The organism is Aminobacter sp. MET-1 (assembly GCF_026521175.1).
GTDB lineage: Bacteria > Pseudomonadota > Alphaproteobacteria > Rhizobiales > Rhizobiaceae > Aminobacter.
On sequence record NZ_JAMSHL010000001.1, the window covers coordinates 336,033 to 356,192 of the forward strand.

19 protein-coding genes are annotated in these 20,160 nt (G+C 64.4%); 10 read left to right on the forward strand and 9 right to left on the reverse strand.

Annotation, left to right across the window (positions count from 1 at the left end; all coding sequences use genetic code 11):
• Positions 1–191: 191 nt before the first annotated feature.
• The 9 genes from NDO48_RS01700 to NDO48_RS01740 form a co-directional block, all read right to left on the reverse strand.
• Entirely contained in the window at positions 192–797 is a 606-nt protein-coding gene (locus tag NDO48_RS01700) for a histidine phosphatase family protein (protein WP_018429782.1), read from the reverse strand.
• Positions 797–1,891, reverse strand: a complete 1,095-nt coding sequence (locus tag NDO48_RS01705; RefSeq protein ID WP_018429781.1) for an ABC transporter ATP-binding protein — start codon at positions 1,889–1,891, stop codon at positions 797–799. The genes NDO48_RS01700 and NDO48_RS01705 overlap by 1 nt, the downstream gene beginning before the upstream one ends.
• Positions 1,888–3,633, reverse strand: coding sequence for an ABC transporter permease (locus NDO48_RS01710; protein ID WP_051091921.1), 1,746 nt, complete (start codon positions 3,631–3,633; stop codon positions 1,888–1,890). Before NDO48_RS01710 ends, NDO48_RS01705 begins: the two co-directional genes overlap by 4 nt.
• A 98-nt stretch (positions 3,634–3,731) precedes the next feature.
• Positions 3,732–4,853 (reverse strand): ABC transporter substrate-binding protein, encoded by a 1,122-nt coding sequence (locus NDO48_RS01715; protein ID WP_267320752.1) that lies wholly within the window; start codon positions 4,851–4,853, stop codon positions 3,732–3,734.
• A gap of 20 nt (positions 4,854–4,873) precedes the next feature.
• Entirely contained in the window at positions 4,874–5,710 is an 837-nt protein-coding gene (locus tag NDO48_RS01720; protein ID WP_157632802.1) for a MurR/RpiR family transcriptional regulator, read from the reverse strand.
• A gap of 163 nt (positions 5,711–5,873) precedes the next feature.
• Entirely contained in the window at positions 5,874–6,347 is a 474-nt protein-coding gene (locus NDO48_RS01725; protein ID WP_267320753.1) for a hypothetical protein, read from the reverse strand.
• Complete coding sequence (locus NDO48_RS01730; RefSeq protein WP_267320754.1) at positions 6,348–7,229, reverse strand: MurR/RpiR family transcriptional regulator; 882 nt, start codon at positions 7,227–7,229, stop codon at positions 6,348–6,350.
• Entirely contained in the window at positions 7,226–8,290 is a 1,065-nt protein-coding gene (locus NDO48_RS01735; RefSeq protein ID WP_018429775.1) for an ABC transporter ATP-binding protein, read from the reverse strand. The genes NDO48_RS01730 and NDO48_RS01735 overlap by 4 nt, the downstream gene beginning before the upstream one ends.
• A gap of 4 nt (positions 8,291–8,294) precedes the next feature.
• Positions 8,295–9,065 carry an SDR family oxidoreductase gene (locus tag NDO48_RS01740; protein ID WP_267320755.1) on the reverse strand — a complete coding sequence of 257 codons (771 nt, stop codon included), beginning with the start codon at positions 9,063–9,065 and terminating at the stop codon, positions 8,295–8,297.
• Between the two features lie 190 nt (positions 9,066–9,255).
• On the opposite strand from NDO48_RS01740, the gene NDO48_RS01745 reads away from it, so the two are divergent.
• The 10 genes from NDO48_RS01745 to NDO48_RS01790 all read left to right on the forward strand — a co-directional run bounded on the left by NDO48_RS01745 (position 9,256) and on the right by NDO48_RS01790 (position 20,160).
• On the forward strand, positions 9,256–10,491 hold the full coding sequence (locus NDO48_RS01745; RefSeq protein ID WP_267320756.1) for an ABC transporter substrate-binding protein: 1,236 nt from the start codon (positions 9,256–9,258) through the stop codon (positions 10,489–10,491).
• 81 nt (positions 10,492–10,572) lie between these two features.
• Complete coding sequence (locus tag NDO48_RS01750) at positions 10,573–11,442, forward strand: carbohydrate ABC transporter permease (RefSeq protein ID WP_018429772.1); 870 nt, start codon at positions 10,573–10,575, stop codon at positions 11,440–11,442.
• Complete coding sequence (locus NDO48_RS01755) at positions 11,439–12,266, forward strand: carbohydrate ABC transporter permease (protein ID WP_267320757.1); 828 nt, start codon at positions 11,439–11,441, stop codon at positions 12,264–12,266. The genes NDO48_RS01750 and NDO48_RS01755 overlap by 4 nt, the downstream gene beginning before the upstream one ends.
• A 32-nt stretch (positions 12,267–12,298) precedes the next feature.
• Positions 12,299–13,771 (forward strand): M81 family metallopeptidase, encoded by a 1,473-nt coding sequence (locus NDO48_RS01760; protein WP_267320758.1) that lies wholly within the window; start codon positions 12,299–12,301, stop codon positions 13,769–13,771.
• Positions 13,772–13,903: 132 nt separating this feature from the next.
• A complete protein-coding gene (locus NDO48_RS01765; RefSeq protein ID WP_018429769.1) occupies positions 13,904–14,632 on the forward strand; it encodes a FadR/GntR family transcriptional regulator in 729 nt (242 codons plus the stop codon).
• On the forward strand, positions 14,629–15,819 hold the full coding sequence (locus NDO48_RS01770; protein WP_018429768.1) for a PLP-dependent transferase: 1,191 nt from the start codon (positions 14,629–14,631) through the stop codon (positions 15,817–15,819). The genes NDO48_RS01765 and NDO48_RS01770 overlap by 4 nt, the downstream gene beginning before the upstream one ends.
• A gap of 29 nt (positions 15,820–15,848) precedes the next feature.
• A complete protein-coding gene (locus NDO48_RS01775) occupies positions 15,849–17,126 on the forward strand; it encodes an ABC transporter substrate-binding protein (protein WP_018429767.1) in 1,278 nt (425 codons plus the stop codon).
• A 187-nt stretch (positions 17,127–17,313) separates the two neighbouring features.
• Positions 17,314–18,237, forward strand: a complete 924-nt coding sequence (locus tag NDO48_RS01780; protein ID WP_018429766.1) for a carbohydrate ABC transporter permease — start codon at positions 17,314–17,316, stop codon at positions 18,235–18,237.
• Entirely contained in the window at positions 18,237–19,085 is an 849-nt protein-coding gene (locus NDO48_RS01785) for a carbohydrate ABC transporter permease (RefSeq protein WP_018429765.1), read from the forward strand. The genes NDO48_RS01780 and NDO48_RS01785 overlap by 1 nt, the downstream gene beginning before the upstream one ends.
• Before the next feature lie 4 nt (positions 19,086–19,089).
• Entirely contained in the window at positions 19,090–20,160 is a 1,071-nt protein-coding gene (locus NDO48_RS01790) for an ABC transporter ATP-binding protein (protein WP_018429764.1), read from the forward strand.

The following is a 20,160-nucleotide window of genomic DNA, read 5'->3' on the forward strand; positions in this document are numbered from 1 at the left end:
GCAAGCCCGAGGGCGGGTTATTGCCGGTGGCGCCTGGCGAGTATTTTCATCGGACGCATATTGCCACCTGAACTGCAGACGACGGTTTTAACTCATCTAGATTTTTGTCTCCCTGGAGGGGGTAACTAGCGGCTTTCCTGGGGGACCATGGAAGCCGCCTTGTTTTTGGGCCCAGTCAGCTCTGGCCGATGTCAGTCTGGCGCGTCGAAGTCGGGCGTGACGGCGGCGATGTTGTAGGCTTCGAGGCGGGCTGCGGAGGCGTCCGGCCCATCGAAGCTGAGTATGGTCGCGGTGCCCGGCGTCACCGGCACGACCCGCGATGGCGGCAGCCCAAGAAACGAATGGCAGGCGGCGCGGATGACACCTCCATGGACGATGGCGAGCGTGTCGCCGCTGCACTTCTTCAGGCAGTCGCGCAGGCCCTCGACGATGCGGGCACAGAAATCCGCCCAGGGCTCGCCCCTGTCGGGGGTGAATGTGCCCGCCCTCCAGGCGAGATATTCATGCGGGCGTTCGGCTTCGAGCTCATGCTTGATGCGGCCCGTCCATTCGCCCATGTCGATCTCGCGCAGGCGAGGATCGAGCGGTGCATCGCCATAGCCGAGCAGGCTGGCGGTCTGGCGGGTGCGACCGAGATCGGAAACCACGATGCGGTCGGGGGCCATCGTTCTGGCGAAGGCGGCAAAGCGCTGGACCTGCCTGATGCCGCGCTCGGACAGCGGCGCGTTGTCGTGGCCCTGGAGCCGGTGCTCGGCGTTCCAGGTGGTCTCGCCGTGGCGCACCATAATCAGTCTCATCAGTCGATCCTTTCACCAGTCATCGCAAAGACCGCGCTCGGCTCGCCGAGGAAGCTGAGGCGGATAGGGGCGCCGCTGTCGGCGCTGAAATAGCCGTCGGCCATCGCCGTGAGACGACGGCCTCCAGAGAAGGCGGTCACCATGGTGCGCCCGGCAATCGGGGCTGCTTCCTCGAAACGTGCCGAAATCGATGGCCGTCCCGGCACCTCGCCGACGGTGATGTCGTGGGCGCGGTAGAGAAGCTGGACCTCGCGTCGGGCTTGCGCATGCGCCGCGCTTGCCAGCTTCAGCCCGTCATAGACCAGCCCGTCGCCGTCGCTCGACACCTCGATCAGGTTGGCGGGCGGCGTGCCGAGAAAGGTGGCGACGAAGGTGGTGCGGGGATCCTGCAGCAGCTCCAGCGGGGTGCCGAACTGCTCGACCCGGCCATTGTTGAGGACGGCGACATGGCTCGCCATCGTCATCGCCTCGACCTGGTCATGGGTGACGTAGACCGATGTCGCCCCCGTTGCCCGGTGGATACGCATCAGTTCGCTGCGCATTTCGATTCGCAGCTTGGCGTCGAGATTGGACAAAGGCTCGTCGAACAAAAGGATGCTGGGCTTCGGGCCGATGGTGCGGGCGATGGCGACGCGCTGCTGCTGGCCGCCTGAAATCTCGGCTGGGTAGCGTTCCTTCAGAGCCGAAATTCCGAGCAGGCCGAGCACTTCGTCGACACGGCTGGCGCGGTCGGCCTTGCTCCATTTGGCGACCTTGAGCGGCCACTCGATGTTGCCGGCAACCGTCATATGTGGCCACAGCGCGTAGCTCTGGAAGACCAGGCCGGCATCGCGGGCGCCGGCGTCAGCAACGAGGCCGCGCGTGCCATCCGAGACGGTGCGGCCCATGAAGGCCATTTCGCCGTCGCTGGGCGTCTCCAGCCCGGCGAGCATGCGCAGCAGGGTGGACTTGCCGCAGCCGGACGGGCCGACCAGCACGAGGAACGCGCCTTGCGGCACCGAGATGTCGACATTGTCAACGGCGGTGAAATTGCCGAAGCGTTTGCTGACGTTGCGGATCGCTATCGCGGCGGGATTGCCGTTGGCGGGGCTCATGCGGATTTCCACTTCTGGACGCGGTTCTGCAGGCGGTGCGCCAGGAGAGTGGCGACGACGCAGAGGACGAGGATGACCATGGTGATGGCGTTGGCGAACTGCATGAAGCCTTCGGCCGCATAGCGGTAGGCGAGCATGCTGAGCACCGGCGAGGTCGAGGTGAACAAGAGCACCACCAGCGACAGGTCGCGGACGATCTTGACGAAAACCAGCAGCGCACCGGCGAGCAGACCGCGGATGGCGAGCGGCATGATGATGACGCCCATGCGGCGGAAGAAGCCGGCGCCGGTCAACCTCGCACTTTCCTCGATGTCGGCCGAGATCTGGCCGAGCACCGAGCGGCCCGATTGCACCGCATAGGGAAGCAGGTGGGCGGAAGCCGCAAGCACCAGCAAAAGGAAGGTGCCGTAGAGCGACGGCAGCGGCCCGATGGGGGCGCCGAACAGCGCGATGTAGGCTGCGGCGAAGGCGATCGAAGGGATCAGGATCGGCGTGAACGACACCTGGCCGAGGACGGTGGCGAGCACGCTGCCCTTGTTGCGGGCGATGGTGTGGGCCAGCGCCAGGCCGAGCGCCATGGTGGTGATCGCGACCGTGACCGCCAGCTTGAGGGTCATCCACAAGGCATCGATCAGCACCGGATTGCGGAAGATGCCTGCCTGGCCCTGGGCCATGTCGGTGCCGCCTTCGCCGATCCAGAAATGTGTCGTCCAGTTGGAAAACAGCGAGCCGTTCTGGAGCGCGAAGCTCGAGGCGGTGAGGACGATCGCCGGCACAAAGGTGGTGAGCGCGCACATCAGCACGGCAACCGCAAACAGCGGCCAGCGCCATTTGCCGAGCGGGAAGCGCTTGGTGCGGCCGCCCTTGCCGGTGACTGTGACGTAGTTCTTGCGGCCGGCGACCAACCGCTCGCCAAGCCAGAGGAATGAGGCAGAGACGACGATCAGCAGCAGGGCGATGACGAAGCCGCGTTCGGTCTGGCCGGTTTCGATCATGCCGAACAGGCGAGTCGACAGCGTCTGCATCCTGACCGGCAGGCCGAGCAGGGCGGGGGCTGCGAAGTTGGAGACGGCACCTGCAAAGGTCAGTGACGCCGCTGCGATCAGTGCGGGGGTGACGACAGGCAGGATGATGCCGAAGAAGATGCGCGAGCGCTTTGCGCCGGCAACCTGTGCCGCCTCGACGAGGTCGGCGCCGACCGAACTGAGGGCTGCGGAGATGACGGTGAAGGCGAGCGAGTAATAATGGGCGGTGAGCACGATCAGCGTCGGCACCAGTCCCCAGGCCAGCCAATCCGGCACCATCCAGCCATTGGCCTCGAAGAAGCCGACTGAACCGCCGAGGCGGCTGTTGCGGAAGAGAGCGCCCCAGGCAAGGGCCGCGGCGAAGCTCGGGATCATGAAGGGCAGGGTGGCGAGCAGGCCCAGCGTCCTGGGTGCCGGTACGTCGGTCAGCACCACCAGCCAGGCGAGAAAGCCGCCCATCAGGATGCAGCCGGCGGCGACGCCGACGCCAAGCAGGATGGTGTTCCACAGCGGGCGCCACCACAGGTTCTCGGACATCTTCGAGGCAAGCACCGCCTGCCAGGCCTCGCGGCCATCGACGGTGAGGGTGGACAGGATGATCTTGACCAGCGGGGCCACGACCAGGACAGAAACGATCAGAATGAGAATGATCGGGACGAGCGTCTCGGAGCGCAGGAGGCCTCTCCGAGACAACGTGGAAGTTGCTGCGGCGGACATGACGAACTTTCTTGGCGGATCTGCGGGACGAAGCGGCGCTGAAAGCGCCGGCCGAACGGACCGGCGCCTCCCCTCGGGGCGCGCCGGTCCGGCCGCTGCTATTGCAGCGTCAGCACCAGGTCGGCGATGCGCTTGCGGGCGGCCGCGGTCTTCACCGGATCGATGCGCCAGGCTTTCAGGTCCTTGAGCGGAACGGAGTCGGCATTGTCCTTGATCGACGGCCGCACGGCATAGTCGCCGGCAACGTTGAAGGGTTCGAAGGCCGGCCCGCCGGTGGCGGAGTCGTCGCCCATCATGAAGTCGATCAGCAGGCGGGCCGCAGCTGGGCTCGGCGCCTTCTCGACCAGCGCCAGCACGGCCGGGAAGAGGATGCCGTTCGAGGGTTCGACGTTGTTGGCAACCTGCAGGGCCCAGCCTTCCTTCTCGTTGTCGCGGCGGTCGGAGTAGGTGGCGAAGCCGACCGGCGGGTTCTTGGCCGTCTTGTCGCCGATCGCCTTATTGATGGCGTCGGAGTTGGGCACGAGGATGAGGTCGTTGGCGAAGAGGTCGCGGATGTATTGTTCGCCCGCGCCCTTGAGGTCGCTGTCGACCGCGATCGGCTTGCCGAACTGGGCTTCGTAGGCCTTGGCCATTTCATCGGGGCGGAGCGAGAACTCGACCAGCAGGTCGAGCAGTTCGCCGCGCTGCAGCGGGTCGACCATCAGCACGCGGCCTTTCCACTCGGGCGTGGTCAGCTGCCAGAGGTTCTTGACCGGGGCGCCGTTCGGGTTGGCCGCCTCGTTGTACATCAGCACCTTGGTCGACAGGCGCTGGGTGAGCAGCGGCGTCTTGAGTTCGTCGGCCAGTTCGGCCGATACACGCGGCGGGATGTAGGCTGTAACGCGTTTGGTCTTGACCAGGTCCTCGTACACGACAGGCGTGTCGGCAATATAGAGCACGTCGACGGCGTTGACGCCGGCCTCCTGCTCGGCGACGACGCGGGCGATCTGCTTGACCGAACTCATGTCGATGCCGACGAGATCGATGCCGGGATAGGCTTCCTCAAAGGCCTTTTCGACCTTGGCGATGCGGCTGGACAGCGAGAAGACGGTGACCTTGCCCTCCTTCTGCGCCAGCGGCAGCAATTCGGCCGCGGTCATCTTGTCGAGTTCTGCGGCGTGCGCGGCGAGCGGCAGTGCTGCTGCCGCGGCGACGAGCGCCCATTTTATCGATCTGAGCATGTTTTCCCTCCCAGGTTTTCTCAATCGAATTCTTCGAACAGTCCGGACAGGCGCTCGAGGGCGCCCATGACGCGGTTCTGGTGCCGGCCGGCAATGGTGAGCAGGATCGCGTTGACGATGGCGAATGGCACCGTCGGCGTCTGGAATTCGCTGCCCGAACGGCCGCGCGGAGCGGCCAGCACGAGGTCGGCCTCGGGCTGCATCATCGACCCGGCAAGATCGGTGACCAGCATCGCCCTGGCGCCCTGGGCATGGCAGTGTTCGATCAGCGGCGCATAACTCGTCGGCTGCTTGCGGAAGGCCAGCGCCAGCACGAGATCGTCCTTCTGCATGCCGACGACGCGCTCGGCGATGTCGCGACCGCGGCCTTCCAGCACGATGGTGGTCATGCCGAAACGGTCGAGGCGGCGACGCAGGAACTGGGTGATCGACTGGGCGTGGCCCTGGCCGAACAGGAAGATACGCTTGGCGTCGACGATCATATCTGCGGCACGGTCGATGGCCTGCTGGTCGACGGCCAGACGGAGATTTTCGAGCGCCGCGATCTCGCTGCCGATCAGATCGAGCAGGAAGTCGCCATGCTCGACCTTGGCTATGGAACGACGCATGCGCTCGGCCGCGTCCTGGGTCGCCACCAGCTCGCGCTGCAGCTGTCCACGCAGTTCGGGATAACCCTTGTAGCCGAGCTTCTGGGCAAGGCGGGTGGTGGCTGCCTCGTGCACGCTGGCGCGCTCGGCGAGCCGGGCGCTCGACAGGAAGGCCGCTTCGGCGGCGTTTTCGAGCAGGGCCGAGACAAGCCGCTGATCGGCCTCGGTGAGACGGCTCGAATTGCTCTTGATGCGATCCAGCAGTGTCATGATCTTGCATCCATTTTGCATGAGACTCTTAAGATGCAAGATATCTTGCAGTCAAGCGCAAAGGTTGCAAGATCAAACTTTCTGCCTTGCACAGCTGGCGTCTTGGAAGACAAAAAAGGCGCCCGGAGAGGCGCCTTTGGAGAGTTCGAGCGGGGGGCGAAGGCTATTTGTACTTCATGTAGCCGACGAAGCCGGTGATCTTCCAGCGGTCGTCCGCCTTGCGACAGAAGTAGAGCGTCTGCCAGTTCAGCACGTCGTCGCTGCCGTCGGCGCGGCGGATGGTGCCGTCGAACTTCTTGCGGGCGACGGCGACGTCGCCATTGATGTCGATATCGGTCAGGCGCGTGGCGCGGAAAATGCCGTCGGCAAGCGGTTCGGCAAATTCGGTGGCCGCCGTTTCAGCTGCCTGACGCAGCCACTCGTCGCGATAGATGGAGAGTGCCGGGAATGCGGCGTTCCAGTCGTCGGGATTGGCCGAGTTGTGGGCATGGATGCCGAGGAAGCGGTTCTCGTCGAAGTCGCCAGCGACCATCGACCAGTCCTGCCCGACAAAGGCTGCGATGTCGCGCTCGACCAGCATCTCCCAGATCTGGGCGCGGTCGGCATCGTTGGGGAAGGGGTTCTGCTTGGGGTTCATTCAATCACCTAGAGGCAGCCTCGGGTCGTCGACCTTCAGCGTGTTGAGGCTTTGCTTGATGCGGCGCAGGCCTTCGAGAACCTTGGTTTCGCGGGTCTCGGCGGTGGCGGTCGCTATCATGTCGAGGATGGCGAGCAGGGCGAAGCGCGACGAGGTCGGCTTGTAGATGTTGCCATCCTCGATGGGCTGGAAGGGAATGACGGTGTCGGCCACCTTGGCCAGTGCCGACGACGGCACGGTGATTGCCACCGTATGGGCGCCATATTGCCGGGCAACCTGGACGGCATCGACCACCGATCTGGCATGGCCGGAGACGGAGAAGGCGACGACGGTGGTCTCCGGCGTTGCGACCGCCGCATACATGCGCTGCAGCTGGCCGTCGACCTGGGCGACGACCGAGATGCCAAGCCGGAACAGCCGGTTCTGCAATTCCGTCGCCATCATCGAGGAGATGCCGCCCGAGCCGAGGCAGAGCACGTTGCCCGAAGCGGAGATGCGCTCGGCGACGGAAACCAGCGTTGCCATGTCGAGATTGTCCGAGGCGCGCTGGATCGCCGTTATTGCCGCCTCGGTGACGGCAGAGGCGATGCGCTGCTCCCTGACGTCGCGGTTCAGCGGTTCGGGCTTGAGATACTGGCCGCCGATGGCGATGGCCTGGGCCAGGAAGAACTTGAAGTCGCGCACGCCATCGCAGCCGAGGTTTCGGCAGAAGCGCGTCACCGTCGGTTCGCTGACGCCGACGCGGGCGGCGATTTCGGAGATGGTGGCCTTGGAGGCGAAGTCGAGATCCGACAGTACCAGGCTGGCCAGGCGCCTGTCGGACTTGGAGCCGTCCTGCGCCATGACCTGAAGCCGGGTGATGATGTCGGCGATGTTGCTCATATGGGCAGGCCGGTTGCCTTGTCGAAGAGGTGGATGTTTTTCGGTTCGACGCTGACGGGCAGCGCCTCGCCGGGGCGAACGGCGACGCGGTCGCGGAAGACGGCGCGCACCTGTTCGTTGCCGACCGAGCCGTAGACATGGGTTTCGGAGCCGGTTGGCTCGACCACCGCAACCCGGATGGTGAGGCCGCCGGGCGCATCACCAACGATAAAATGCTCGGGCCGGACGCCGGCCTCGACCGGCCCGCCGAAGGACGAGCCGCGGCCGCCGTTCAGCGACAGCTTTTCGCCGTCCGCCGTCTCGAAATGCGCGCCCGACGCAGACAGGTTGCCGGAGACAAAACTCATCGACGGCGAACCGATGAAGCTTGCCACGAACTTGTTGGCCGGTCTGTCGTAGAGTTCGAGCGGCGCGCCCACCTGCTGGATTTTCCCCTGGTTCATGACGACGATGCGGTCGGCCATGGTCATGGCCTCGATCTGGTCGTGTGTCACGTAAACGACCGTGGATTTCAAGCGCTGATGCAGCGCCTTGATCTCGGTACGCATCTGCACGCGCAACTGGGCGTCAAGATTGCTGAGCGGTTCGTCAAACAGGAACACCGATGGCTCGCGCACGATGGCGCGGCCCATGGCGACGCGCTGGCGCTGGCCGCCGGAGAGTTGGCGGGGATAGCGGTCGAGATAGGCGTGCAGGTTGAGCACGCCAGCCGCGTCCTTGATCTTCTTGTCGATCGCGCTTGCGTTCTCGCCACGGATCTTGGGGCCGAAGGCAATGTTTTCGGCAGCAGTCAGATGTGGGAACAGCGCGTAGGACTGGAACACCATGGCGATGTTGCGCTTTTGCGGCGGCAACTCGTTGGCGCGCACGCCGCCGATCAGCAGATCGCCGTCGCTGATCGGCTCGAGCCCGGCGAGCATCCTGAGCAAGGTGGACTTGCCGCAGCCGGAGGGGCCGACCAGAACGACGAATTCGCCGCTTGAAATATCGAGATTGATGTCTTCCAGCACCGCGTGCTGGCCGAAGGACTTGGACAGATGGCGGAAGGCGACGTCGGTCATCTGCTCATGCTCCGAGGATGTCGTCGATGAAGGGCAGGTAGCCGGCGGTCAGTCCGGCATCAACCGGCAGCACCGTGCCGGTGATGCCGGAGGCGCGCGGCGAGGCGAGGAAGGCGACGGCCTCCGCCACTTCCAGCGCGTTGACGATGCGACCGAGCGGATAGAGCCGCTGCAGCTTGCCCAGCACCGTCGGGTCTTTTTCGAGCCGGTGGTCCCAGGCCGGCGTGCGGATAGAGCCGGGGCAGACGACATTCGAGCGGATGCCCTGGCGACCGTGCTCGACCGCGATGGCGCGCGAGAAGGCGTTGATGCCGGACTTGGCCGCTGCATAGGCGGGGTTGCCGAGATGCGCCAGCGCGTTGACCGACGAGATGAAGACGAAAGCGCCCGAGCCGCGCGCCACCATCGGCTTCAGCAGCAGGTTGGAGAGGGCCATGACGCCGGTGAGGTTCAGGTCGATCTCGGCTTCGATGCGGCCGCTGTCGAGCGTCGGCATGGTTTCGGCGCGCGTCCAGCCGGCATTGTTGATGACGATGTCGGGCAGGCCGTCCGTCGCCACCAGCCGGTGCACCGCAGGTTCGATGCTGCCGAGGTCGAGCAGATTGAAGGCGTGCCGGGCGGCGAGATCCAGCCCGTCCATCGCCTCGATCGACTGGTCGCAGCCGATCAGCCGCGCGCCGCGCGCGGCAAAGATGGCGGCCAGCGCGCGGCCCAGGCCGCCGCCAGCACCGGTGATCAACACGGATTTTCCCCCGAAGTCGCGTTCGTCACTCACCACTCTGCTCCCACAGCGATCTTGGCCGCTTTCTTGCTTCAGGACTATGGGCGAAAATGTAATTAAGCAACAAAGAAATTTGCTTGATATGCCGAAAATCAAGGATAATGTAAGAAAGTCACTTAATCAAATGGCGCAAAAAAGCGCTTGAGGAGCCGGGCACGCCGCCCGCGGAGAAGGGAACACCGAAATGGCGATTTCGAAGTGGAAGGCCGGCCTTCTGGCCGGGTTGAGCGTGCTGGCGCTGGCGGCCCAGGCGAATGCCGGCGAAGTCCGGGTGACGGTCGCGGAGTACAGCTCGAAGACCGGCCCCTATTTCCAGGAGGTCGAAAAGGCCTTCGAGGCTGCCAATCCGGGCATCGACGTCAAGTTCGAGGTGGTGCCGTGGGACGTGCTGCTGCAGAAGCTGACCACAGATATCACCGCGGGCACCAATGCGGATCTGTCGATCATCGGCACGCGCTGGCTGATCGACTTCGTCCAGCAGGACGTGGCCGAGCCGCTCGACGGTTTCATCACGCCCGAGTTCAAGGGCCGCTTCATCGACACCTTCCTGTCGCCGTCGATCATGGACGGCAAGACTTATGGTCTGCCGATCGCTGCCTCGGCGCGCGCCATGTATTACAACAAGGAACTGCTGGAGAAGGCAGGCGTTGCCAACCCGCCGGCGACCTGGGCCGAACTCAAGGACGCGGCAGCCAAGATCAAGGCGCTCGGCGGCGAGAACTACGGCTACGGCCTGCAGGGCAAGGAAATCGAGACCGACGTCTATTATTACTACGCGATGTGGTCGCAGGGCGCCGAGATCCTCGACAAGGACGGCTCGTCGGGCCTCGACAATCCGGGCGCCATCGAGGCGGCCAAGCTCTACAAGTCGCTGATCGATGAAGGCCTGACGCAGCCGGGCGTGACCTCCTATGCGCGTGAAGACGTGCAGAACCTGTTCAAGCAGGGCAAGGTCGGCATGATGATCACCGCCCCCTTCCTGTCCAACCAGATCAAGGAAGAGGCGCCGAACCTGAAATATGGCGTGGCGCCGATCCCGGCCGGCCCGACGGGCGCGCGCGGCACCTATGGCGTGACCGACTCGATCATCATGTTCAAGAACTCGAAGAACAAGGACGAGGCCTGGAAGCTGCTCGACTTCCTGTTCCAGACCGACTGGCGCGCCAAGTTCACCCAGGGCGAAGGCTTCCTGCCGGTGAACAAGGAAGAGGCGAAGATGGACTACTACGTCAACAATGCCGATCTCGCCGCCTTCACCGCACTTCTGCCCGACGCGCGTTTCGCACCCGTCATCCCCGGCTGGGAAGAGATCGCCCAGATCACGTCCGATGCCGTGCAGAAGGTCTATCTCGGCCAGGGTGAACCCGAGGCGACGCTGAAGGAGGCCGCGGCCAAGGCCGACGCCATTCTGAAGAAGTAACCACTTCCTCCCGCTGGCGGTGCCTCGAAAGGGGCATCGCCGGCTCCCCTTTCCCGCGATCCCGCGACGGTCATCAGCCGCATGCACAACCGCGCCTTGCCATATCTGCTGACGCTGCCGAGCCTGGTGCTGGCGGCCGTCGTCATCTTCTGGCCCGTCCTCGACCTGCTCCAGATCGCCACCCACGAGGTCAGCCGCTTCGGCCAGTTGCGCGCCTTCAACGGCACCGACAATTTCGCTTCGCTGATCCGTGATCCCGACTTCCTCAGGGCGCTGATCCGCACCGGTCTGTGGACCGTATCAGTGGTCGGCGGCGCGCTGCTGGTCTCTATCCCCGTCGCGATCATCCTCAACACGGATTTCTACGGCCGTTCGATTGCGCGGGTCATCGTCATGCTGCCCTGGGCGGTGTCGCTGACCATGACGGCCATCGTCTGGCGCTGGGCGCTGAACGGCGAGAGCGGCATGCTGAATTCCGCCCTGCGCGGGCTTGGCCTTGCCGACCAGAACATCCAGTGGCTGGCGAGTGCTGCAACTGCATTCCCGATGCAGATCATGATCGGCATCCTCGTCACGGTCCCCTTCACCACCACCATCTTCCTCGGCGGCCTGTCGTCGATCCCCGACGATCTCTACGAGGCGGCGGCCCTCGAAGGCGCGGGGCCGGTGCAGCAGTTCCGGCGGATCACCTTTCCGCTGCTCAAGCCCTTCGTGAACATCGCCATCGTGCTCAACACGATCTATGTGTTCAACTCGTTCCCGATTATCTGGGTGATGACCCAGGGTGGTCCGGCCAACTCGACCGACATCCTCGTCACCTATCTCTACAAGATGGCGTTCCGGCTGGGTAAGCTCGGCGAAGCGTCGGCTGTGTCGTTGATCATGCTGGCGATCCTGCTCGTCTTCACCGCCATCTACATCCGGCTCGCCATGCGGGGAGAACGCGCATGATGTCGTCCAAGCTCAAGCGCACCATCATCGCCTGGGGCCTGCTTTTGCCGCTGGTGGTCGTGACACTGTTTCCCTTCGCCGTGATGTTTCTGACGGCGGTGAAGCCGGCCCAGGAAGTGCTGAACCCAAGCTGGTGGCCGAGCGAATTCCGCTGGCGCAACTTTGCCGAAATGTGGGTGGCCACAGGTTTCGGCCGGGCGCTGTTCAACTCGCTCTACGTCTCGGTAATTGCGACCGCAGGGGCGATCGTCGTGTCGATCCCGACCGCCTATGCCATGTCGCGTTTTCGCTTCGCCGGCCATGGCGCCTTCCGCCAGTTCCTGTTGGTGTCGCAGATGATTTCGCCGATCGTGCTGGTGCTCGGCCTGTTCAGGCTGCTGGCCGCCTTCGGCCTGATTGAGAGCCTGAACGCCGTCGGCGGTGTCTACATGGCCTTCAACATCGCCTTCACCGTGTGGATGCTGCAGAGCTATTTCGACACCATCCCGCGCGATCTCGAGGAGGCGTCCTGGATCGAGGGCGGCAGCCGATGGCTCACGCTGCGCAAGGTATTCCTGCCGCTCTGCGTGCCGGCAATCGCGGTGACGGCGATCTTCACCTTCATCAACGCCTGGAACGAGTTCGTCGTGGCGCTGACCATGTTGCGCAGCCAGGACAGCTACACGCTGCCGATCCAGGTCTTCTCGCTGGTCGCCGGACGTTACACGGTGGAGTGGCATTACGTGATGGCCGCGACGTTGCTCGCTACAGTGCCGGTCGCGATCCTGTTCGTCTGGCTCCAGCGTTATCTCGTCCGGGGCCTGGCGCTCGGGGCGGTCAAGTGAACGGGCACAGCCCCAACAACAAGAGAATGCAGATGCGCATCTTCACCGCCTCGCTGGCCACCGAAACCAACACCTTCTCGCCGGTGCCGACCGACCGTGCGTCGTTCGAGATGGCGTTTTATGCCGGGCCGGGCCAGCATCCGGAGACGCCGACATTGTGCTCGTCGCCGATGGTCGTGCTGCGCAGGCGGGCCGCGGCCGAAGGGCTGACCGTCATCGAGGGCACCGCCACCTGGGCCGAGCCGGGCGGGCTGATCCAGCGCCAGACCTTCGAGGCGCTGCGCGACGAGATTTTGGACCAGCTCCGCTCTGCGTTGCCGGTCGATGCGGTCATCCTCGGCCTGCATGGCGCGATGGTGGCGCAGGGCTATGACGATTGCGAAGGCGATCTGCTGGCCCGCGTCCGCGAAATCGTCGGACCCGATGTGGTGATCGCCGCCGAGTTCGATCCGCACAGCCATCTGACGCCGAAACGTGTCGCCGCCTGCAACGCGCTGGCGACGTTCCTCGAGTTTCCGCACACCGATTTCTACGAGCGTGGCGAACATGTCGTCGAGCTCGGCCTTGCCGCCGCGCGTGGCGATATCCGACCCGTCATCTCGACCTTCGACTGCCGCATGATCGCGGTGCTGCCGACCAGCCAGGAGCCGATGCGTTCCTTCGTCGACCGCATCAAGGCGCTGCACGGCAAGGACGGCATCCTGTCGGTGTCGGTCATCCACGGTTTCATGGCGTCGGACGTGCCGGAGATGGGCGTGCGCCTGGTCGTGGTCACCGACAACGACCAGGCCAGGGGCGACGCGCTGGCCGAAAAGCTCGGCATGGAGCTCTATGCGCTCAGGGAGCGGACAGCGCTGGATATGGTCGATCCCGATGCGGGCATCGACCAGGCGCTGGCGGCGCATGCCGCCAACACCGCCAGGCCGGCGGTCATGGCCGACGTCTGGGACAATCCCGGCGGCGGCGTGCCCGGCGACGGTACGTTCGTGCTGCGCCGTTTGCTCGAGCGCGGCATCGGCAAGGTCGGCGTCGCGACGATCTGGGATCCCGTGGCGGTGACGTTCTGCCATGCGGCGGGGGAGGGCGCCGTCATCGACCTGCGTTTCGGCGGCAAGGCCGGGCCGCAGGCGGGCGAGCCGATCGACGCCCGCGTCAAGGTGGTGAAGGTGGTCGACGAGGGCTGGCAGAGTTTCGGGCCAAGCCGCGTCACGCTCGGGCCGACCGCACTCGTGCGTGTCGAAGGCACCGAGGTCGACATTATCCTCAACACCAACCGCACCCAGACCTTCGAGCCCGACGTCTTCTCCAATCTCGGCGTCGACCCGATGGCGAAGGACGTGCTGCTGATCAAGTCGACCAACCATTTCTACGCAGCGTTTGCGCCCATCGCGGCCGAAATCGTCTATGTCGCGGCGCCAAGTTCCTACCCGAGCAACCCGCGGCTGACCAACTACACCACGATCACGCGCCCGCTCTGGCCACGGGTTGAGAACCCCTGGGCGTGAGCCTCAGAGGTTCGCCTGACAACAGCGTGAGAAACTTACATCGCTCCTGAAAATTCCTGACATTCTCGATTGACAGCCGCGATCTGTTGTGTGGAAATTGGTCGGACCATTGTACCAATAGAAAGGGCCGCAGTGCTCGACCTGCCTCCCATCCAAGCCACTGGGCGCGACGACGCGGTGCTCCATGTGCTGGCGGATTTCGTCACCAATGAAGGCCTCCAGCCGGGCGACCGCCTGCCGACAGAGCGCGTGCTGTCGGAGCGGCTTAAGGTCAGCCGCACCACCGTGCGAGAGGCGCTGACGCGCTGGGAAGGGCTGGGGCTGGTCGAGCGCCGGCAGGGCAGCGGCACCTATCTCAAGGCTGCCGTGTCGCGCGACATGCTGCACATGCCGCTGACTTTTGCCTCGGGCAACGACTTCGAAAGCCTGATGCAGACGCTGGAGATACGGCGCGCGCTCGAGGCCGAGGCGGCGGCACTCTGCGCGCTTCGCGCCGGTCCGAGGGAAATCGCCTTCATCCGCGAAAAGCTCGACATCATGGAGGAGGCCTTCCATGCGCGGGCCGGCATGTCGTCCGACGAGGACTGGGACTTCCACCTGGCCATCTACAGTGTCTCGGGCAACCCGCTTTTCGGCCAGATCATCTCGGCCATGCAGGAGGCGTTTCACCGCTTCTGGGAACATCCGCTCGGCGTGCGCGATTTTGGCCACGCCAGCTTCCCCTATCATCGCAAGCTCTACGAGCGGATCGTTGCCCATGACGCCGAGGGCGCGCGCGCCGAGGCGCTGAAACTCATTGCCACCGTCGAGGATGATCTCAGGCGCGGGGCGGCCAATCTCAAACTCCTGGATCGCAGATGAACGACAGTTCGAACCCGTTTGACCGGGACTATATTGCCGAGGCGGCGACACTCCTGGCGCATGATGATCCCTTTCCCGGCGGGGCCGTGGTGCCGCCGATCTACCAGACCTCGCTCTTCACCTTCGACAACTATGCCGACATGGCCGACACCTTTGCCGGCCGCAGCACCCGCCCGATCTACTCGCGCGGCAACAATCCGACGGTCATGGAGTTCGAAAGCCGCATTGCAGCGCTCGAGGGGGCGGAAGCAGCGCGCGGCTTCTCCAGCGGCATGGCGGCGATCAGCTCGACCGTGCTCGCCTTCGTCGGCACCGGCCAGCGCATCGTTGCCATCCGCAACTGTTATGGCGACGCCTACCGCCTGTTCGAGCGGCTGCTGCCGCATCTCGGCATCAAGGTCGACTATGTCGACGGCTCCGACCCGGACGCGATCGCGGCGGCACTGCCCGGTGCTGCCATGCTCTATCTCGAAAGCCCGACCTCGATGATGTTCGAGCTGCAGGACCTCGAGGTGCTGACGGCGATGGCCAAGGCGCAAGGCATCGTCACGGTCATCGACAATTCCTGGGCGACTCCGCTGTTCCAGAAGCCGATCCTGCATGGCGTCGACGTGGTCATGCATTCGGCGTCGAAATATCTCGGCGGCCACAGCGACACGGTCGCGGGCGTTGTTGCCGGCTCAGTCGAACATATCCGCCGCATCAACGAGCGCACCTATCCCTATCTCGGCGCCAAGCTGTCGCCCTTCGAGGCGTGGCTGCTGCTGCGTGGCCTGCGCACCCTGCCGCTGCGCCTGCCGCACCACATGAAGAGTGCGCTTGTCATCGCCGAACGGTTGAAGGGGCATGCCCATGTCGAGCGCGTCAATCATCCGGCTTTCTCCAATCATCCGGGCAAGAAGACATTGTCGGGCTATTCCGGCCTGTTCTCCTTCGAGGTGACGGAGGACATCGACGTGCCGGCCTTCGTCGATGCCCTCAAGCTGTTCCGCATCGGCGTCAGCTGGGGCGGCCACGAAAGCCTTGTCGTGCCGGCGCTCGCCTCGCTGCAGCAGACGCCGGATGCCAATTCGATCGGCCGGTTCGGGGTCAGCCCGCGAACCATCAGGCTGAATGTCGGGCTGGAAAGCGTGGAGGATCTCTGGGCCGACGTCAGTCGGGCCTTCGGGGAAGCAAAAAGAAAATAACTTCAAATCCAAGAATGGGAGTGACTGGAATGAAGAAGTACGGAGTGTTGTTTGCAGCGGCCATGGGCCTGGCGCTGTCGGCCGGATCGGCGTTGGCCGACTCGACCATCAAGATGGTGGAGGTCATCACCAGCCCGCCGCGTACCGAGTTCATCAAGAAGCAGATCGCCGAGTTCGAGGCGGCCAATCCGGGCGTCAAGGTCGAGCTCGTCTCGCTGCCCTGGGGCCAGGCCTTCGAGAAGTTCCTGACCATGGTGCAGGCCGGCGACACGCCCGACGTGGTCGAGATGCCGGAGCGCTGGCTCGGTCTCTACGGCACCAACGGTCAGCTTGAGGATCTTGCGCCTTACATGGCCAAGTGGAGCGATGCGGCGACGCTGGGCGACCGCGCCAAGCAGTTCGGCTCCGTCGTCGACGGCAAGCAGTACATGCTGCCCTACGGCTACTATCTGCGCGCCATGTTCTGGAACAAGAAGCTGTTCAAGGAGGCCGGCCTCGATCATGCGCCGACGACGCTCGACGAGTTCATGGACGCCAACAAGAAGATCTCGGCGATCAACGGCAAATACGGCTATTGCATGCGCGGCGGCCCCGGCGGCTTCAACGGCGTGCAGATGTTCATGAACATCGCCAACGGCAAGGGCGGCTACTTCAACCAGGACGGGACGGCAACCCTCAACGAACCGGGCGCGGTGAAGGGCCTGGAGATGCTGGCCGAAATCTACAAGAACGGCTACGCGCCCAAGGACAGCGTCAGCTGGGGTTTCAACGAAATCGTCACCGGCTTCTACTCCGGCACCTGCGCCATGCTCGACCAGGATCCGGATGCACTGATCGGTATCGCCGAGAAGATGAAGGCCGAAGACTTTGCGGTGGCGCCGATGCCGACCGGGCCTTCGGGCAAGTCCTATCCGACGCTCGGCTATGCCGGCTGGGCGATGTTTGCCAACTCGAAGGTCAAGGACGACGCCTGGAAGCTGATGTCGACGCTGCTTTCGCCGGCAAACAACATCGCCTGGGCCAAGGAAGTCGGCGTGCTGCCGATCCACAACAGCGCTGCCGACGATCCGCACTTCAAGACCGAGCAGTTCAAGGGCTGGTTCGAGGAGCTGAGCAGCCCCGACAAGTTCGAGTTCGTCACGCCGCCGGTCCATCTCGAAAACCTCGGCAACTTCTATGACCAGGTCTCGGTCAAGAACTTCCAGGAGGTGCTCCTCGGCCAGCGTACGGCCAAGGACATAGCCGACGAGTGGGCTGCGTTCCTGACCAAGGAACAGCAGGACTGGATGGCCAAGAACAAGAAGTAAGTGGCTGCGGCGGGGCGTTCGCGTCCCGCCGCCAGCTTCCCTTGCCGCCTCCTTGCCCGGGCCGTCTGCGCGGCCGCCGTCTCCGACAATGGAACGGAAGTCCGGCACGTCCCTGAGCCTTTCTCCCCTTGGGGGCGAGGCCGGGCCGGGCGAGGGGCGGCTTTTTCTCCATGACGAGAGAATCGCCATGACCTATGCAGTCTCCGAGATGGGCACGTCCCGCACCGCGCCGCGCAAGCGCCGCTCGATGCCGGCGCTCGAACCCTGGCTCTATCTCAGCCCGGCCTTGATCCTGCTGGTCACGGTGCTGCTCGTGCCGCTGATCATCGGCATCAGCTATTCGCTCCGCAAGTTCTCGGCCTTCAAGTCCGAATATGTCGGCCTCGGACAGTACAAGGCGATGTTTTCCGACCCGCTGCTCGCACAGGCGCTGATCAACACGGCGTGGTGGACTGTCGGCAGCCTGTTCTTCCAGTTCTTCCTCGGGCTGGGCCTCGCGCTCCTGCTCGACCGGCCGTTCTGGGGTCGCAAGGTGGTGCAGGCAGTGGTCTTCCTGCCCTGGGCGGTGCCGTCCTTCCTGTCCGGCCTCACCTGGGCCTGGCTGTTCAACCCCATCGTCGGGCCGCTGCCGCACTGGCTGTATGCGATGGGCATCATGGCCGAGCCGAGCAACATCCTGGCCGATCCCAAGATCGCCATGTGGGGCCCGATCATCGCCAATGTCTGGTTCGGCATCCCCTTCTTCGCCATCACGCTGCTGGCCGCCCTGAAGTCGATCCCATCCGAACTGCACGAGGCTGCGGCCATCGACGGCGCTTCGCCGTGGCAACGCTTCTCCAAGGTGACGCTGCCATTCCTGGCGCCCACCATCGCCATCACCGTCATGCTGCGCACGATCTGGATCGCTACCTTCGCCGACCTGATCTTCGTCATGACCTCGGGCGGGCCGGCAGGCTCGACCAATACGGTCGCGACCTACATCTATGTCAGCGCCTTCAAGTCGCTCGACAAGGGTTATGCCTCCGCAGTCGCCGTGCTGCTTCTGGTGCTGCTCATCCTTTATGCGGTCGTGCTCATCGGCATCCGCCGCTCGTTGGCGAGGTATTCGTGATGATTGCCGGACGCTCCACTTCTTCGCGCCTGCTTGGTGGTATCGGCCTCTACGGCGCCATCGGCGCCTACGTCGTCTTCGCGCTGTTCCCGATCTACTGGACGCTGAAGATCTCGGTCACGCCGCAGTCGCTGCTCTATTCCGAGGGCATCACCCTGTGGCCGTCTGCCACGACCTTCGAGAACTACGCAACCGTGCTCAGGGCGAGCGACTTCCCCCTCTATTTCCTCAACAGCGTCATCGTGTCGGTGACCACGGCGCTCGTCGTCACGGTCATTGCCTCGGCGGCCGGCTACGCCATGTCGCGCTTCTCGTTTCGTGGCAAGACGACCGTGGCGATCGCGCTGTTGCTGACGCAGACCTTTCCGCTGGTGATGGTCATTCCGCCGATCTACCGCATCATGGGCGAGATCGGTCTGACCAACAGCCTGACCGGCCTCATCATCATCTACACCGCCTTCAACACCGCCTTCGCCACCTTCCTGATGCAGTCCTTCTTTGATGGCATCCCGAAGGACCTGGAAGAGGCGGCGATGATCGATGGCTGCACCCGCCTGCAGGCGCTGCGCCGCGTCATCATCCCGTTGACGCTGCCCGGCATGGGGGCGACGCTGGGCTTCGTCTTCACCGCCGCGTGGAGCGAGCTCTTGTTCGCGCTGATGCTGATCTCAAGCGAGGGCCAGAAGACCTTTGCCGTCGGCCTGCTCACCTTCATCGGCAAGTTCGCCGTCGACTGGGGGCAGATGATGGCCGCCTCGATCCTGGCGCTCATCCCGGTCTGCATCTTCTTCGCATTCCTGCAACGCTATCTCGTGACCGGCCTGACCGCCGGCGCCGTCAAAGGGTAAGCCGATGGCCTCCGTTTCACTTGACAAGGTTCAGAAGAACTACGGCGCGCTCAACGTGCTGGAAGCTGTCGACCTGGAGATTTCGGACGGCGAGTTCGTGGTGCTGGTCGGTCCGTCAGGCTGCGGCAAGTCCACGCTGCTGCGGATGATCGCCGGCCTTGAGGAAGTCTCGGCCGGCGAGATCCGGATAGGCGAGCGCGTCGTCAACGATGTCGCGCCCAAGGACCGCGACATCGCCATGGTGTTCCAGTCCTACGCGCTCTATCCGCACATGGATGTGTCGGCCAATATGGGCTTCAGCCTAGCGCTGAGGAAGACCGACAAGGGCGCCATAGACAATCGCGTTGCAGGCGCTGCCGACCGGCTCGGCCTCAACAAGCTGCTGCAGCGACTGCCGCGCCAGCTGTCGGGCGGCCAGCGCCAGCGTGTGGCCATGGGCCGCGCCATCGTGCGCGACCCCAAGGTGTTCCTGTTCGACGAGCCGCTGTCCAACCTCGATGCCAAGCTGCGCGTGCACATGCGCACCGAGATCAAGGCGCTGCATCAGCAGCTCAAGACCACCTCTGTCTATGTCACCCATGACCAGGTCGAGGCGATGACCATGGCCGACCGCATCGTCGTGATGCATGACGGTGTCGTCCAGCAGGTGGGTGCGCCGCTCGATCTCTACGATCGCCCGGCCAACGCGTTTGTCGCCGGCTTCATCGGCTCGCCGGGCATGAACTTCCTGCCCGCGAGGGTGGAGCGCCTGGGTACGCAGGCCATCGCCGTGCTTGCCGACGGCCAGAAGCTTGCTGTGCCCGTCGAGCTGCCACTGACAGATGGCGAAAAGATTTCCGTGGGCGTCCGCCCTGAGCACCTGCGTGTCCAGTCGGACGGGCCGCTTGAGGCCGAGGTCGAGGTGGTCGAACCCTTGGGCATGTCGACGCAGTTCTACGCGCGTATGGCCGGCCAGCAGATCTGCGTCTTTGCCATGGGGCGTGTTTCGGTCAAGCCGGGGGATATGGTGCGGCTCGGGGCGAGCCCGGAAAGCCTGCACCTGTTTGCACCCGGCAGCGGCAGGCGTATCGGCTGA

Coding starts and splice junctions, on each gene's coding strand:
- NDO48_RS01700 (WP_018429782.1), bottom strand. CDS start 797: ATGAGACTGATTATGGTGCGCCACGGCGAGACCACCTGGAACGCCGAG.
- NDO48_RS01705 (WP_018429781.1), bottom strand. CDS start 1,891: ATGAGCCCCGCCAACGGCAATCCCGCCGCGATAGCGATCCGCAACGTC.
- NDO48_RS01710 (WP_051091921.1), bottom strand. CDS start 3,633: ATGTCCGCCGCAGCAACTTCCACGTTGTCTCGGAGAGGCCTCCTGCGC.
- NDO48_RS01715 (WP_267320752.1), bottom strand. CDS start 4,853: ATGCTCAGATCGATAAAATGGGCGCTCGTCGCCGCGGCAGCAGCACTG.
- NDO48_RS01720 (WP_157632802.1), bottom strand. CDS start 5,710: ATGACACTGCTGGATCGCATCAAGAGCAATTCGAGCCGTCTCACCGAG.
- NDO48_RS01725 (WP_267320753.1), bottom strand. CDS start 6,347: ATGAACCCCAAGCAGAACCCCTTCCCCAACGATGCCGACCGCGCCCAG.
- NDO48_RS01730 (WP_267320754.1), bottom strand. CDS start 7,229: ATGAGCAACATCGCCGACATCATCACCCGGCTTCAGGTCATGGCGCAG.
- NDO48_RS01735 (WP_018429775.1), bottom strand. CDS start 8,290: ATGACCGACGTCGCCTTCCGCCATCTGTCCAAGTCCTTCGGCCAGCAC.
- NDO48_RS01745 (WP_267320756.1), top strand. CDS start 9,256: ATGGCGATTTCGAAGTGGAAGGCCGGCCTTCTGGCCGGGTTGAGCGTG.
- NDO48_RS01750 (WP_018429772.1), top strand. CDS start 10,573: ATGCACAACCGCGCCTTGCCATATCTGCTGACGCTGCCGAGCCTGGTG.
- NDO48_RS01755 (WP_267320757.1), top strand. CDS start 11,439: ATGATGTCGTCCAAGCTCAAGCGCACCATCATCGCCTGGGGCCTGCTT.
- NDO48_RS01760 (WP_267320758.1), top strand. CDS start 12,299: ATGCGCATCTTCACCGCCTCGCTGGCCACCGAAACCAACACCTTCTCG.
- NDO48_RS01770 (WP_018429768.1), top strand. CDS start 14,629: ATGAACGACAGTTCGAACCCGTTTGACCGGGACTATATTGCCGAGGCG.
- NDO48_RS01775 (WP_018429767.1), top strand. CDS start 15,849: ATGAAGAAGTACGGAGTGTTGTTTGCAGCGGCCATGGGCCTGGCGCTG.
- NDO48_RS01780 (WP_018429766.1), top strand. CDS start 17,314: ATGACCTATGCAGTCTCCGAGATGGGCACGTCCCGCACCGCGCCGCGC.
- NDO48_RS01785 (WP_018429765.1), top strand. CDS start 18,237: ATGATTGCCGGACGCTCCACTTCTTCGCGCCTGCTTGGTGGTATCGGC.
- NDO48_RS01790 (WP_018429764.1), top strand. CDS start 19,090: ATGGCCTCCGTTTCACTTGACAAGGTTCAGAAGAACTACGGCGCGCTC.